Genomic DNA, 14,912 nt, shown 5'->3' on the forward strand with positions numbered 1-14,912 from the left:
TTGAGATTACGGGATGTGATAAGAGATACAGAAGTAATTTCCGTAAAGGGTGATCTTGAAGTGGAAGTTACCTCTCTGTGTTATGATTCTAGGCAGTGCGAGGAAAACAGCTTATTTGTGGCAATTCCAGGATTCAAAACCGATGGACATGCGTACGTTCAAGAGGCGATTTCTCGTGGAGCACGTGTTATTGTACATGAAAAAGACTTAATTTTTCCTAGTAATGTGACTGGTGTAAAGGTCAGAGATGCCCGGGACGCACTTGGGAAATTTAGCCGGAATTTTTACCGTAATCCATCCCGTTCTCTCTGTTTGATTGGTGTGGTAGGCACGAACGGTAAAACGACGATTACCTATCTGTTGGAGTCCATATTTAGAAAAGCGGGTGTTAATTGTGGTGTACTGGGAACAATAAACTACCGTTTTGAAGGTCGAGAAATTCCAGCTTCTAATACGACTCCAGAATCCTGTGATTTTCAGAGGATGCTCTATGATATGAAAGAAAGTGGGGTAAAGGTGGTTGTTGCAGAAGTATCTTCCCATGCTTTGGCATTGAAACGTGTTGACGACTGCGAATTTGATGTAGGTATCTTTACCAATCTCTCCAGGGATCACCTCGATTTTCATGGAAACATGGAAAATTATTTCAATGCGAAGAGGCGTTTTTTCTCAGAAATTCTCGCGTGTTCACCGAAGAAAAGGGAACGGGGTATGATCGTTAATGTGGATGATATGTGGGGTAAAAGACTGCTAAGGGATGTTCCTCTTAAGGCGTGCACATATGGTGTTGAGAGTGCCGCCAATATTAGACCTCTTCACTATGAATGCACTTTGGAGGGGATATTTGCCGAGGTAGCCGCAGGTGGTGTTGTGTTAACCTTAAATTCTCCTCTGATAGGAAAATTCAACCTCTCGAATATCCTTGCAGTGGTTGCCTGTGGACTGGTACTAGGTGTAGGAGCAAAAGACATCATCGATGGGGTGGCCTCTCTAAAGTGTGTTCCTGGGCGTTTAGAGAAGATTAGTAGGGATGGTCAGCCTTGTGTTTTTGTGGATTACGCACATACTGAAGATGCCTTAAGTAAGGTTTTGGGGAATCTGAGGGAGTTTAAAACATCACGTGTCATAACGGTTTTTGGATGTGGTGGTGACAGGGACAGGGGTAAGCGGCCACTGATGGGAAGGGCTGCCTTGGAAGGTAGTGACTGGATCGTGATTACCTCTGATAATCCCCGTTCCGAAGACCCTCTTTCTATAATTGCAGAGATAGAGAGTGGTATAAAAGATTTAGCGCGTAATGTTTCTCCAGAAAGATCGTTTGATCACCAAGGAAAGATCTACTCCGTTATACCGGACCGGAGGGAGGCCATTGAATTAGCTATAAGTCAGGCAAGACCTGGGGATATTGTGCTGGTTGCGGGTAAGGGTCATGAGGACTACCAGATCATAGGTGATAGAAAGATCTTCTTTGATGATCGGGTAGTAGCACGGGAAGCTCTGGAGAGGTACCATAGTTGAATATTTTACGAAGGTGTTAATGGGAAGTGAAGCTGACGGCGAAAGATATTACCCGAGCAACAGGTGGGTACATAGTGAGAGGGAGTGCTGATGTGGAGTTTTCTGGAGTGAGTACAGATTCCCGCACGGTTAACCGGGAAGAACTCTTCATATGTCTCATTGGGGAGAGGTTCGACGGCCACGATTTCGCAGAAAATGCTCTGCAAAAAGGGGCCAAGGGTGTGCTTGTGTCACGGCATATTTCCCTCAATAAGAGTTATGATGCGACGATTATTTCTGTAAAAGATACTCTTAAGGCCCTGGGAGATATTGCCACTTTTGTCAGAGATAGATTTTCTGGACCTGTGGTGGCTATTACAGGGAGCTCCGGAAAGACCACAACGAAGGAGATAATTGCAGCAGTTTTTTCTCAGTTAGGACCAACCCTTAGAACAGAGAAGAATTTTAATAATCTAGTTGGTTTGCCCCTTACCTTGCTTCGGCTTGAAGGTAGGCATGTAGCTGCCGTGCTTGAAATGGGAACAAATTCTCCTGGGGAGATACGCCGTCTTACAGAGATTGCCCTTCCTACTGTTGGTGTTGTTACAAATATTGGTCCCGCACATTTGGAAGGTCTCAAGTCAATTGAGGGTGTTTTTGAGGAGAAGGTGGATCTATTCCGGTATATGCCCGGGGGGGGCACAGTTGTGCTTAACGTAGATGATGCATTTCTTAGAAGGTACGTGTGCGGGAGTAAACACCGATGTATAACCTTTTCTATAAGATATAATGCTGATGTCAGTGCCTCTGATATTACCCTGGGCGAGGAAGGTATATGTTTCACCTTGAACGTAAGGGAAGTTACTGATCGGGTTTTTTTAAGGTTGATAGGGCAACATCAATTGGGGAATGCCCTTGCAGCAACAGCAGCGGCTTTGGCAGCAGGTGTACCGTTTGATTGTATCAAAAAAGGTCTGGAGACTGTTCGTCCCATTTCGGGAAGGATGAACGTATTGAAACTTTTAAATGGAGCTTTTGTGTTGGACGACACTTACAATGCAAATCCCTCATCAGTCAGGGAGGCAATTCATACTCTAGCCGAGTTAAACAAAAACGGGCGCAGTATTGTTGTGTTGGGAGATATGCTGGAATTGGGAAAAGATGCGCCTTTATGGCATCGAAAGATAGGTTCTCTTCTTGCGGAGGTGGGTGTGGATGGGTTGTTCCTCAAGGGAGAGTTTGCGGGAGAGCTAGCAATGGGTGCCTTGTCATATGGTTTCGATGGAAAGAAGATCCATATCGTGGAGGATAATAGGGAGTTAGCTGAACGATGCGCCGCTATCCTATCAGATGGTGATTGGGTTCTAGTTAAGGGTTCGCGCCGAACAAAAATGGAAGAAGTTGTTGCAAAGATTGTGGAAATTGTGGGTTTGAAGGAAGACAAGGAGGGTCGGGTGTGATCTACCATCTTCTGTACCCACTCCACACAGTATTCTCCTTTTTCAATGTTTTCCGCTACATTACCTTTAGAACCATCTACGCGACAGTCACCGCTCTGGTAATCTGCTTTATCATAGGACCTTGGTTGATAAGGAAGCTGCAAGAACTGCAGCTCAAACAACCGATAAGAGAAGATGGTCCAAGTAGTCATTTGTCCAAGGAAGGAACTCCCACGATGGGGGGACTAATGATCATATTCGCCGTTATTATATCGACTCTTCTTTGGGCTAATCTAACAAATCCTTATATCTGGCTGGTAATTATGGTGACTGTGTCGTTTGGTCTTATCGGTTTTTTCGATGACTATCTCAAATTGACACGGGAGAATAGTAAGGGCCTCCCGGGACGAGTACGCCTTCTGGCCGAGATAACTGTTGCATTTTTTGTTGGCCTTGTCCTTTACTTCAAACCAAATTTCAGCTCAGCAGTAACCATGCCGTTCTTCAAGACTGTTTTACCCGATATCGGTTGGGGGTATGTGCTCCTTACTGTTTTTATCATCGTGGGTTGTGCAAATGCCGTTAACCTGACAGATGGTCTGGACGGTCTCGCCATCGGCCCGGTGATTGTATGTTTTATGACTTACCTCCTTTTTTCTTACTTTTCAGGTAATGTAAAGATTGCCAATTATCTGCAGATTCCTTACGTTTCAGGTACGGGAGAGTTGGCGATATTCTGTGGAGCAATGGTTGGTGCGGGATTGGGATTCCTCTGGTACAACGCATATCCTGCCCAAGTTTTCATGGGTGATGTGGGTGCACTTGCCCTCGGTGGTGCATTGGGAACGCTGGCCATACTTACCAAACAGGAGATTCTTCTTGCAATTGTGGGTGGTGTTTTTGTTTTGGAAACTGTTTCTGTGATTTTTCAGGTAGGATGGTTTAAGCTGTCGCACGGGAAGAGAATCTTTCGCATGGCACCTCTACATCACCATTTTGAACTTAAGGGATGGGCGGAGCCTAAAATAATCGTTCGTTTCTGGATCATTTCAATACTCCTTGCGTTGCTTGCCATAAGTACACTTAAATTGAGGTGATTATTGTGGATTTTAAAGGGAAAAGGGTTCTCGTGGTTGGGCTTGCACGTACGGGTATAGCTGTTGCGAGATTTCTCCTTAAGAGGGGGGCTTACGTTTTTGTAACAGACATAAAACCCCTCCATCAGATTCCTGAAGCTGTAAGTTTACTTGAGCACTGCGGGGATAGACTTATGGTGGTTCCCCATAGCGAAGAAGCATTAGATGGGATGGATCTGGTGATACCATCGCCGGGTGTTCCTCCGAACAATGTGATTCTCAGAGCAGCATCTGGACATGTGAAGGTTCTCAGTGAAATAGAAGTTGCCGCGCGTTTTTTGAAGCGACCAATTATAGCTGTTACGGGTACCAACGGAAAGACGACGACGGTTTCTCTTACGGGATTTCTCCTCGAGCAAGGAGGTATGCATGTCTTCGTGGGGGGGAATATCGGAAATCCGCTGATAAGTTATGTGGACGGTCCTCAGGAGGATGATTACTGTGTAGTGGAGGTTAGCAGTTTTCAGCTGCAGTGGGTGAATGATTTCCATCCTTATATCGCTGCCAATCTTAACGTGACAAATGACCATCTTGATTATCACGGTTCTATGGATGAATATAGAGCCGCAAAAGAACGCATTTTTGCAAATCAGACAGAGAGGGATTATGCGGTTCTTAATGCTAGTGATGCTCGTACATCAGAACTTCGGTCCACTCTTAGATCGAACGTGGTTGTTTTCAGTTCGGGCGGATCTTCCTTAGACTGCAATGTGTATCTGCAAAATAACGCCATTCATTATATCAATACGGATGGTTCTTCTGAATCATATCCTCTTTCGATTCTTTCTCTTAAGGGAAGGCATAATGCCGAAAACGCGATGGCAGCCATTGCAATTGCTCGTCTATGTGGATGTTCGGTGGAAAGTATAAAGAAATCTCTGCCGTTGTTCAGGACTCTTCCTCATAGGATTGAGTTTGCAGGCCAGGTGAGAGGAGTGGAATTCTACGATGATTCGAAGAGTACCAATGTCGATTCAGTGCGAAGGGCCTTGGAAACATTTGAAGATAGATCTGTGATCCTTCTTATGGGTGGAAAGGACAAAGATGGCGATTTCGCGAGCTTGAGGAATGTAATTAAAAAGCGAGTGAAGAACCTTGTTCTCTTTGGTGAGGCAAGGGATAAGATAGCAAAGAGTTTAGAAGACACTGTGTCCATGGTCGTTGTTCCCCGTTTGAGAGATGGTATCTATGAGGCATACAGTTTGGCCCTTCCCGGGGAAATTGTCCTTCTTTCGCCGGGATGTGCCAGTTTTGATGAGTTTAGAGATTACAGGGAACGGGGGGAGTTTTTCAAAAGCGTCGTAAGGGAGATTGGTAGAAGTGGTGGATGAAGGGAAGAACTTGGGTACACCCGATAAAGTTCTGTTTGCTGTGGTGCTTATCCTTATTATCATGGGAACGATTATGATTTATAGCTCTAGTTCTATAATGGCACTTGAAAGGTTCAGGGATCCTCAATTCTTCCTGAAAAAGCATCTGCTTATGTTGTTGTTATTTGGTTTCCCCATCATGGTATATTTTATGAAAATGCCGTATGAATGGTTGCAAAAGCTTGCTTACCCTACCGTTATAATATCTATTTTTCTGCTCATACTTGTACTGATCCCACCTTTCGGACCTCAGATAGGGGGTGCGAAACGGTGGTTGAGACTAGGAGTGTTTTCCATACAGGTGTCAGAACTTGCAAAAGTGGCTGTAGTACTTTTCATGGCTCATTTTCTCTCGCGAAAGTACGATCTCCTTAAGGATCCTAAAAGGGGCATTGTGCTGCCCCTTACGGTAGTTCTGGCTGTGATTTTCCTTATACTAAGGGAGCCTGATTTTGGGACTGCTGTAATGGTTGGGGTTATTTCTATTGTAATGCTTTACATCGCCGGTTGTAGACTCCGTTATTTAGTTATCACAGGAATGATGTCTATTCCTTTTTTTGTCTGGCTTTTGGTTAGCAAGGCTTACAGGTTGAAGCGCTTGACTGCCTTTTTGGATCCCTGGAGCAATCCTCATAGTACGGGTTTTCAGATCATACAGTCATTTCTCTCCTTCGGATCGGGTGGAACTTTCGGTGTGGGGCTGGGGGATGGTATGCAGAAACTATTCTATTTGCCTGAACCCCACACGGATTTCATTTTGGCGGTTGTGGCGGAAGAAATGGGATTCTTCGGTGTTGCTGTGGTCATTATTCTTTTTGGGATACTCGTCTACAGAGGGTTTGTAATATCCATGCGGGCACCGGATCTTTTCGGTATGTTGCTCGCTTCGGGGTTGACAGTGTTGCTAGCCCTTGAGGCTTTTATAAATATAGCAGGTGTTATGGGATTGGTTCCTGTGAAGGGATTGGCCCTGCCATTTATGAGTTACGGGGGGAGTTCCCTTGTTATGAGTATGGCGGCAGTTGGAATGCTTTTGAATATATCGAGTCGTGATTAATAAAGAAGGTATAAAGGTAATCATTGCTGGAGGTGGGACAGGAGGACATCTCTTCCCAGGAATAGCCATTGCTGAGGAATTTATGAAGAGATCTAGCAAAAACAGGGTACTTTTTATAGGGACGAGAAAGGGGATAGAGAAAAAGGTACTTGAAGAACTCGGTTTTCCTCTTCGCTTCATAGATGTTGAAGGGATTAAAAGAAGAGGGATTTTGAAGACGGTTGCTGCTCTGTTAAAGCTTCCGAAAAGTTTTGCTGAATCACGAAGAATCCTGAAAACCTATGTCCCTCACATAGTCGTTGGAGTGGGAGGATACGCCTCAGGTCCGGCGGTACTAATGGCTGTTATAATGGGGATTCCCAGCGTGATTGCAGAGCAAAACGCAATTCCCGGCATGACAAATAGAATTTTGGGGCACTTTGTGGATCGTGTTTTTTTGAGTTTCCCCGATGAAATGGGATGTTTCGACCAAGCTAAGGTGAGAGTAACGGGAAACCCCGTTCGTTCTGCTTTTTTGGAGGCGTCTTTCCACGAAAGAAAAAGAAATGGGAAGTTTACTATTCTTGTATTCGGGGGTAGTCAGGGGGCTAGGACTTTAAACAGGACTTTCCTAGAAGCGTTGAACTACCTTGAGGAGATGAGGAATCTGATAAGAATTGTTCATCAGACAGGTGAGCATGATCTTAGCGAAGCAGAAAAAATGTACAGGGAGCGAGGTTTTGAGGCTTGTGTTTTTCCCTTTACAATGGATATGGCTCGTGCTTATGCCGAGGCGGATTTGCTCGTATGTAGGGCAGGGGCTTCAACGGTAGCTGAAATAACCATTGCGGGAAAGGCTTCTATACTCGTTCCGTATCCCTATGCGGTGAACGATCACCAGGCAAAGAATGCTGAGTACCTTGCCAGAGAGGGTGCCGCTATACTTTTGCCGGAAAAGTATCTTACGGGAGAAAGATTGGCAAACATCATAATTGAATGTATACATGACCCTCAAAAGTTGAGTTACATGGAGGAAAGGGCAAGGAGTTTGGGGAAAAGAGAGGCAGCGAAGGCCATAGTTGATGAATGTCTAACTTTATTAATGGAGAAATCAGTCACATAAGAGAGTGAAGAGAATGATGAAGAAGGAGAGGAACAGTTACTCACGTGCGGATGCCATGAAATGGAAGGTGCGGAATATCCATTTCGTTGGTATCGGCGGAATCGGGATGAGTGGTATCGCCGAGGTCCTTCTGAACTTGGGCTATAACGTATCTGGTTCCGACATAGCACTTTCGGATATCACTCATAGATTGGAGACACTTGGGGCTCGCATATATAAAGGGCACGACCGCCGCAATGTAGGGCAGACCGACGTGGTGGTTACTTCCACTGCGGTGCGCAGTGATAATCCAGAAGTTCTAGAAGCACTTAGGAGAGGAATCCCTGTTATCCCAAGGGCCGAGATGCTGGCTGAACTCCTGAAAATGAAGTTTTCCATAGCTATTTCGGGCAGCCATGGAAAAACGACCACTACCTCTATGATCGCCACTGTGCTTGCCGCAGGAGGACTGGATCCTACGATGGTCATTGGGGGTAAATTAATGAGCATTGGCAGCAATGCCCGTCTTGGAGGTGGTGAGTTGATAGTGGCAGAGGCCGATGAGAGTGATGGTTCTTTTTTGAAACTCAACCCACACATTGCAGTAATTACAAACATAGATCGTGAACATCTGGATTTCTATCGAGGGATTGAGGACATCAGGGAATCTTTTCTGAAATTCGCGAATAGCGTTCCTTTTTATGGATGCGCTGTTGTCTGCGGTGACGATCCCAACGTTCTTTGTATTCTACCAGAGGTAAAGAGAAGGATTGTGACGTATGGTATTAAAAATGGAGATTATAGAGCACGGGATATAAAGTTTTTAGGCCGTTCCTCCCTGTTTACTGTGTGCTACCAAGGTAGTACGTTGGGTCAGGTTGAGATAAACGTACCAGGACGATTCAATGTGTACAACTCATTGGCAGCTGTAGCCGTGGGTCGGGAACTGGATATGGATTTTGAGGATATTAGAGAGGGACTCAGACAGTTCTCTGGGGTTCATCGCCGCCTTGAGGTTAAGGGGGAAGTGAACGGTGTTACGGTGGTGGACGACTATGGTCACCATCCCACTGAAATTTATGAAACGTTGGCAGCTGCAAGAATGATGTGGGATGGACGAAGGTTGATTGTGGTTTTTCAACCCCACAGGTACACGAGAACCAAGGCGCTCTTTGATGAGTTTTCAAAAGCATTCCCTGAAGCTGATGTTCTTATTGTAACTGAGATTTATGCTGCAAGTGAGGATCCTATTCCTGGTGTTTCTGGCGAAGCTCTTTTTAGTGCTTTGAAGGAGAGGAACAAAGGTGAGGTGCATTATATTGCCAACCTTGATGATGTGGTCGATTTTCTCGTTGAGATAGTCCGACCAACGGATGTTGTAATTACCCAGGGTGCGGGTTCTGTCTGGAAGGTTGGAGAATCTTTATTGAAAAGAATGGCTTAGGTGAGATTGAACACCGATGAGGGAAAGCGTAAGAGAAAAGCTGATGGAGATCTGCTCGGGACGCGTAGAATTTTCCTTGCCTATTGCTGAATATACTTCCATGGGTGTGGGTGGTACTGTTGATGCGTTTGTTTATCCCCGTACGTTCGAGGAGGTTAAACAGATCATAAGGTATCTAAATGCGGTTGGGATACCTTTTCTGCCGGTGGGTCGCATGACCAATATCATTGTTAGGGATGGAGGCTACAGGGGGGTTTTTCTGTCCCTTGCCGAGCTTCGACAGGTGCGTATAGAAGAGGATGGGAACCAGGTGGTTATATATGCACAGGCCGGTGTATCCCTGGCACAGATGGTTTCACTGTGTGTCGAGAAAGGTTTTGGCGGTGTGGAGTTCTGTGCGGGTATTCCGGGAACAGTGGGTGGAGCTCTGAGGATGAATGCGGGGGCATTTGGTAGGGAAATCAAAGATGTTACCCGAGCGGTAGATTTCGTGTTTCCCAATGGTGAGATAAAAACTGTGGCAGCTGAGAAACTCCTTTTTTGTTACCGCAAGTTGGATGTTCCTGAAAGTACTGTCATAGTTGGAGGAAGTTTTGTTTTGTGGCGTGATGATCCCTCAAAGGTTGGAGGTTACGTGCGCGATATACTGCGTAAGAGAAAGGAAAAACATCCTCAGGAATTCAAAAGTGTAGGGTCGGTTTTCAAAAATCCCGAAGGTTACGTAGCAGGTCGTCTTATAGAGGAAGTTGGATTGAAAGGTTTGACCCTCGGAGGGGCCCAGGTATCAGAAAAGCATGGAAATTTCATTGTGAATTTGGGAAATGCCCGAGCAAAAGATATTCTTACCCTCATGGAGATGGTCCGGGAGAAGGTATATAGGGAGAAGGGTGTTCTCCTGGAATCAGAGGTGGTCGTTGTCGGGGATGACTAGTGGAATAAGTACAAGAACATTTAGAAAGAAACAGTATCGTTTGGAGGTTTTGAAGCAGAGGACGAAACGCCATTTCAAAGAGATTTTGCGGGAAATTTTATCGTCTCTGTTTATCCTTTTCAGTGTGCTTTTACTTTCCCTGTGTGGCGTTTATTTGTACGCTCAGATTATTACGTTGCCGTGCTTTGAAGTAAAGGATGTCGTTGTAAGAGGGGCAAGGAAGGTGAGGGAAGAAGAGATTCTTAAATTGGCGAATGTGCAGAAGGGTCGATGTATATTGAACATTGACCTTGAAGGTGTAGCTACAAGGGTTAAGTTGAATCCGTGGGTCAGGGAAGCCTTTGTGGGGAGAGAGTATCCCGACCGGATAGTGATAGAAGTAAGGGAAAGAGAACCAGTGGCCTTTCTGTGTATGCATGATGGATTTTACTTTGTGGACAGTCATGGTGTGGTGTTCAAGAAGGTTTCACAGGATGATGAGGTGGATCTTCCCGTTTTGACGCTGAGTGGGGATGAAAATGATGGCTGGGCAAGTGCTATAGAGAGATATCTTGATTTACTCCGATATCTGTCAACCCGTTCTACCTATCCTCGTCTGGAGCATGTTGCTGAGGTTCACTGGAGCAGTAAAGAGGGGTTCTTGCTCTTTACCACGGATGGTTACGGTTTGCGCATCGGAACAGGCAATTTCGAGGAAAAATTACGTTATCTGGCGAGCGTTATTGCCGATTTGGATAAAAGACAGGTAAAAGGTGGCTTCCTAATGGTGGATCTTAACAACCCTGGTCAAATTACCGTGCAAATGAGAAACGTTGTTTCACCACGTGATGTGGTACCTCTGAAGGGTAGATACAAGATATAGGAGGTAAAGCAAATTAGATGGGCAAAAAAGCCAGTATTGTGGCAGGATTGGATATTGGAACAACAAAAACCTGTATGATTGTAGGAGAAGCAAAGGAAGATGGTGTTGATATAGTGGGGATAGGAGTCCAACCATCTGAAGGTCTCCGCAAGGGAGTGGTAGTAAACATTGAGAGTACGGTGGAGTCCATTAAGGGTGCGCTTGGAGAAGCTGAAAAGATGTCGGGTTGTAGTATACGTTCTGTTTATGTTGGTATTGCAGGGGGTCATATTAAATCACAGAACAGTCTAGGGATTGTGGGTGTAAAAGGCAGGGAAGTGGATGGAGATGACGTGCAGCGGGCTATTGAGGCATCAAAGGCTATTGCTCTACCTCTTGATAGAGAGATTATTCACTCGATTCCGCAGAGCTTTGTTGTGGATGGTCAAGACGGAATTAAGGACCCAATAGGGATGTCTGGTGTGCGTCTGGAAGCGAAAGTTCACATAGTCACAGGTATTACCACGTCCATCCAGAATGTGGTGAAATCGGTTAACAGGGCGGGTCTTGAGATAGAAGAAATTGTTTTAGAACAACTTGCCGCCAGTGAGGCTATTCTTAGTGAAGATGAAAAGGAGTTGGGGGTAGCCCTTGTGGATATAGGTGGTGGCACAACAAACATCGCTGTCTTTACTGAAGGAAGTGTCAAACATACGGCTGTTATTCCTGTAGGTGGCCAGTACCTGACAAGTGATATTTCCATAGGTCTGCGTACGCCGCCCGCTGAGGCGGAGAAGATAAAGATTCACTTCGGCTGTGCCTATATGCCCCTCATTCCCAGGGATGAGGTTATAGAGGTACCAAGCGTGGGGGGGCGAGAACCACGAGAGGTGTCACGCCAGATTCTAGTAAGGATTATAGAACCTCGCATGGAAGAAATTCTGAATCTTGCCTACCGAGAGATTATCCGTTCGGGTTGTGAAGATCTCCTCGGTGCAGGTGTGGTGCTAACGGGAGGAACTGCACTTTTGCCCGGGATTGTGGAGTTGGCAGAACATCTCTTCAACGTTCCTGTTCGTTGCGGTTATCCCGTGGGGGTAGGTGGAATGGGCGATCTCGTGAGCAGTCCTGCCTATGCCACGGGAGTAGGATTGATCATCTATGGTACAAAGGAGATAGCCCAGGGGAGAACTCGGATGGGTTCAGGCCTTTTCGGTGGGTTATTTACAAGGTTAAAGCGTTGGGTTTTGGAATTTTTCTAAAATAGGAGGGCTAGGTATGTTTGAGTTTGCAGATACTTGCAATGTGCAAGGTGCGAAGATAAGGGTTATCGGTGTTGGTGGGTGTGGTAACAATGCGGTAAATACAATGATTTCCTATAATCTTACCGGTGTGGATTTTCTCTGCGCTAATACGGATATCCAGTGTCTCAGGGTATCGTCAGCGCCGATAAAGATTCAACTAGGTGCAGAGGTTACGAAGGGACTGGGAGCTGGTGCAGATCCGGAAATAGGTAAAAAGGCGGCTCTGGAGACGAAGGACCTCCTATTTAAATATCTCGAAGGGTCAGACATGGTCTTCATAACAGCGGGCCTCGGTGGTGGAACAGGTACAGGTGCAGCACCGGTGGTTGCAGAACTATGCAGGGAAATTGGTGCTCTAACAGTGGCTGTTGTTACAAAACCGTTTCAGTTTGAGGGGAAGATCAGAATTAAACAGGCTGAAGAGGGTATCGCTCGGCTCCGGGAAATAGTGGACACCCTTATTGTGGTACCTAATCAGCGACTTTTGAGCCTCGGTGGTCGAAACATCTCTGTCCTTGAGGCTTTTAAAAAGGCAGACGATGTGCTCTATCATGCTGTGAAAGGGATCTCAGATCTTATCAATGTAAACGGTTTAATTAACCTGGACTTCGCAGACGTGAAAACGGTAATGGCCAATATGGGTCTTGCCCTAATGGGTATTGGAACAGCATCCGGTGAGAATCGAGCTGTGGAGGCTGCCCAAAAGGCTATATCATCTCCTCTTCTAGAGGATAACAGTATTCAAGGTGCGAGGGGACTTTTACTGAATATCACGGGGAGTTCCAATCTAACACTCTATGAAGTTAACGAAGCTTCCTCTATGATTCAGGCGGAGGCCCATGAAGATGCAAATGTGATTTTCGGAATGGTGATTGATGACAATATGGGGGATGAGGTAAGGGTTACAGTGATTGCCACAGGATTTGAGGATCCTGGTGGAAAACGAAACGTATCCGCATCAGCGCTTCATAGGAGCGACATAAGAATTCCTACTTTTGTAAGGAAAATGGATCAAGAAACGATGAAGTCGCTTAAGACAGGTGTTCATGAAGACGAAGAGGATCTCGATCTTTCTGTGCCTGCCTTTATGAGACGGCAGGCAGACTGAAATTTATGTCCTGGGAGTTGAAAAGAAAATACCGTGATCGCCTCTTGCGGGAGAGAGGTTATGTGCGGAAGATATGGGGAGAGTGTCTAAGGATTTGTTTAGCCTATCCCAGTTCGTATCCAGTTGGCATGAGTAACCTTGGAGTTCATGCCGTTTACCGGCTGCTCAATGACTTCCCGACGGTACTGTGTGAACGTGTTTTTTTACCCGATGCCGAAGAAGAGGGATTCTATGGGAGATCTTTACCTCTTTTCAGCCTTGAATCACAGAGACCCCTGAGGGATTTCGATATTATCGCATTTTCCCTCTCTTTTGAAAACGACTATCCAGGAGTGTTAAAGATTCTGTCGCTGGGTTGTATAAATCCCCGTAGATCAGAAAGAGGTGAGGAAGAGCCTCTCATAATGGCTGGTGGAATTGCAGTGACCATGAATCCTGAACCACTGGCCGATTTTATCGATCTATTCCTCCTGGGGGAAGCGGAGGGTGTTTTGCCATCTTTTGTCAGATGTCTCCTTGATTTGTGGAAGGTAAAAAGGAACAAACAGGAGATTCTTGTGGAGCTCCAGCGATGTGTGGAGGGTGTGTATGTACCGGAACTATACCGGGTGGAGTATGGAGGGGATGGCAAAATCAAAAAGTTCTTCCCGGTTGATAAATCTTTACCTGAGCAGGTGAGAAGACCTTATGCTTCTGATTTTAATTTGTGCTCTGCGGCGCAGGCAATTGTAACTCCTGATACTGTTTTCTCAGACATGTATCTCATAGAGGTGAACAGAGGTTGTCGCCGGGGGTGTAGATTCTGCGCGGCGGGTTTTATGTATCGACCACCACGCTTCAGACGCTGGGGTAGTTTGGAGGGTGTAGTTTCTAATGGTCTTTCTGTGGTTAATAGGGTGGGGCTTGTCGGTACGGCTGTATCTGACCATCCAGACTTGGTTACAATGTGCCGTTTTATACTCAACAGTGGGGGAAGGATTGCCGTGAGCTCCCTTCGTGTAGATGCTCTGAAGGCGGAGATGGTGGAACTCCTCGCTGAAGGCGGTGTTGACACCCTTTCTCTTGCACCGGAGGCGGGTTCACAGCGATTGAGGGACCTGGTGAAGAAAGACATAACGGAAGAGCATGTACTGCAGATGGCCGATACACTTTTGGAGTATGGTATTCTGAACCTGCGTCTTTACTTTCTCCTGGGTTTACCATCAGAGAGAGAAGAGGATGTAGAGGATATTGTGAGAATTGTGAAGATTCTCGGTGGGAATTCAAAGAAAAAAGAAGGTAAAGAGTTGCGATTCCGCAAGATAACCGTCAGTGTAAATTACTTCGTACCAAAAGCTGGGACACCCATGCAGTGGTTCCCCCTGGATAATGTTAGAAAAACGGAAAAAAAGGTGCGTTACATCGAATCTGCTCTAACTGGAAGAAGAGAGTTTGATGTTCGTCCCATGCCGGTTCGGGAGGCTTATATCCAAGCTTTATTTTCAACGGGAGATCGGAGAGTGGGTGAGATTTTATGGGCAGTTCACAATGGGGAGAGTTGGGGAAAAGCGTTGCGTCGTGCATCCTTCGATGTTGATTTTTTCGTGTATCGCTTCAAAGATAAAGAGGAGTTCCTTCCCTGGTATTTCATTCATCATGGTGTGGAAAAGTCATACCTGCTTGAGGAAATGGAAAAAATTATGGTTTTGATCGGGTAATAGGGTT

Annotated in this window: 12 protein-coding genes; all 12 read left to right on the plus strand. The window is 45.8% G+C overall.

What is annotated here, in order from left to right; all coding sequences use genetic code 11:
- Genes N2317_02495 through N2317_02550 form a run of 12 tightly spaced genes read left to right on the plus strand, consistent with a single transcriptional unit; the run spans nucleotide 1 to nucleotide 14,905 of the window.
- Nucleotides 1–1,518 carry a UDP-N-acetylmuramoyl-L-alanyl-D-glutamate--2,6-diaminopimelate ligase gene (locus N2317_02495; protein ID MCX7816367.1) on the plus strand — a complete coding sequence of 506 codons (1,518 nt, stop codon included), beginning with the start codon at nucleotides 1–3 and terminating at the stop codon, nucleotides 1,516–1,518.
- Between the two features lie 26 nt (nucleotides 1,519–1,544).
- Nucleotides 1,545–2,957 (plus strand): UDP-N-acetylmuramoyl-tripeptide--D-alanyl-D-alanine ligase, encoded by a 1,413-nt coding sequence (locus N2317_02500; GenBank protein ID MCX7816368.1) that lies wholly within the window; start codon nucleotides 1,545–1,547, stop codon nucleotides 2,955–2,957.
- Nucleotides 2,954–4,033: a phospho-N-acetylmuramoyl-pentapeptide-transferase gene (gene mraY, locus N2317_02505; protein MCX7816369.1), complete on the plus strand. Its 1,080-nt coding sequence runs from the start codon at nucleotides 2,954–2,956 to the stop codon at nucleotides 4,031–4,033. The genes N2317_02500 and mraY overlap by 4 nt, the downstream gene beginning before the upstream one ends.
- Nucleotides 4,034–4,038: 5 nt before the next feature.
- Nucleotides 4,039–5,403 carry a UDP-N-acetylmuramoyl-L-alanine--D-glutamate ligase gene (gene murD, locus N2317_02510; GenBank protein ID MCX7816370.1) on the plus strand — a complete coding sequence of 455 codons (1,365 nt, stop codon included), beginning with the start codon at nucleotides 4,039–4,041 and terminating at the stop codon, nucleotides 5,401–5,403.
- On the plus strand, nucleotides 5,396–6,499 hold the full coding sequence (gene ftsW, locus N2317_02515) for a putative lipid II flippase FtsW (GenBank protein ID MCX7816371.1): 1,104 nt from the start codon (nucleotides 5,396–5,398) through the stop codon (nucleotides 6,497–6,499). Before murD ends, ftsW begins: the two co-directional genes overlap by 8 nt.
- Nucleotides 6,492–7,601, plus strand: coding sequence for an undecaprenyldiphospho-muramoylpentapeptide beta-N-acetylglucosaminyltransferase (murG, locus tag N2317_02520; protein MCX7816372.1), 1,110 nt, complete (start codon nucleotides 6,492–6,494; stop codon nucleotides 7,599–7,601). The genes ftsW and murG overlap by 8 nt, the downstream gene beginning before the upstream one ends.
- Nucleotides 7,602–7,614: 13 nt before the next feature.
- Entirely contained in the window at nucleotides 7,615–9,024 is a 1,410-nt protein-coding gene (gene murC, locus N2317_02525) for a UDP-N-acetylmuramate--L-alanine ligase (GenBank protein MCX7816373.1), read from the plus strand.
- 16 nt (nucleotides 9,025–9,040) lie between these two features.
- Nucleotides 9,041–9,955 carry a UDP-N-acetylmuramate dehydrogenase gene (gene murB / locus N2317_02530; GenBank protein MCX7816374.1) on the plus strand — a complete coding sequence of 305 codons (915 nt, stop codon included), beginning with the start codon at nucleotides 9,041–9,043 and terminating at the stop codon, nucleotides 9,953–9,955.
- Complete coding sequence (locus N2317_02535; protein ID MCX7816375.1) at nucleotides 9,948–10,817, plus strand: FtsQ-type POTRA domain-containing protein; 870 nt, start codon at nucleotides 9,948–9,950, stop codon at nucleotides 10,815–10,817. The genes murB and N2317_02535 overlap by 8 nt, the downstream gene beginning before the upstream one ends.
- 17 nt (nucleotides 10,818–10,834) lie before the next feature.
- Nucleotides 10,835–12,058: a cell division protein FtsA gene (gene ftsA, locus N2317_02540; GenBank protein ID MCX7816376.1), complete on the plus strand. Its 1,224-nt coding sequence runs from the start codon at nucleotides 10,835–10,837 to the stop codon at nucleotides 12,056–12,058.
- Between the two features lie 16 nt (nucleotides 12,059–12,074).
- Nucleotides 12,075–13,208, plus strand: coding sequence for a cell division protein FtsZ (gene ftsZ / locus N2317_02545; GenBank protein ID MCX7816377.1), 1,134 nt, complete (start codon nucleotides 12,075–12,077; stop codon nucleotides 13,206–13,208).
- A 5-nt stretch (nucleotides 13,209–13,213) separates the two neighbouring features.
- On the plus strand, nucleotides 13,214–14,905 hold the full coding sequence (locus tag N2317_02550; protein ID MCX7816378.1) for a radical SAM protein: 1,692 nt from the start codon (nucleotides 13,214–13,216) through the stop codon (nucleotides 14,903–14,905).
- Nucleotides 14,906–14,912: the final 7 nt, after the last annotated feature.

It is taken from the genome of Syntrophales bacterium (assembly GCA_026417625.1).
In the GTDB taxonomy this organism is placed as follows: Bacteria; Desulfobacterota; Syntrophia; order Syntrophales; family UBA8958; genus JAOACW01.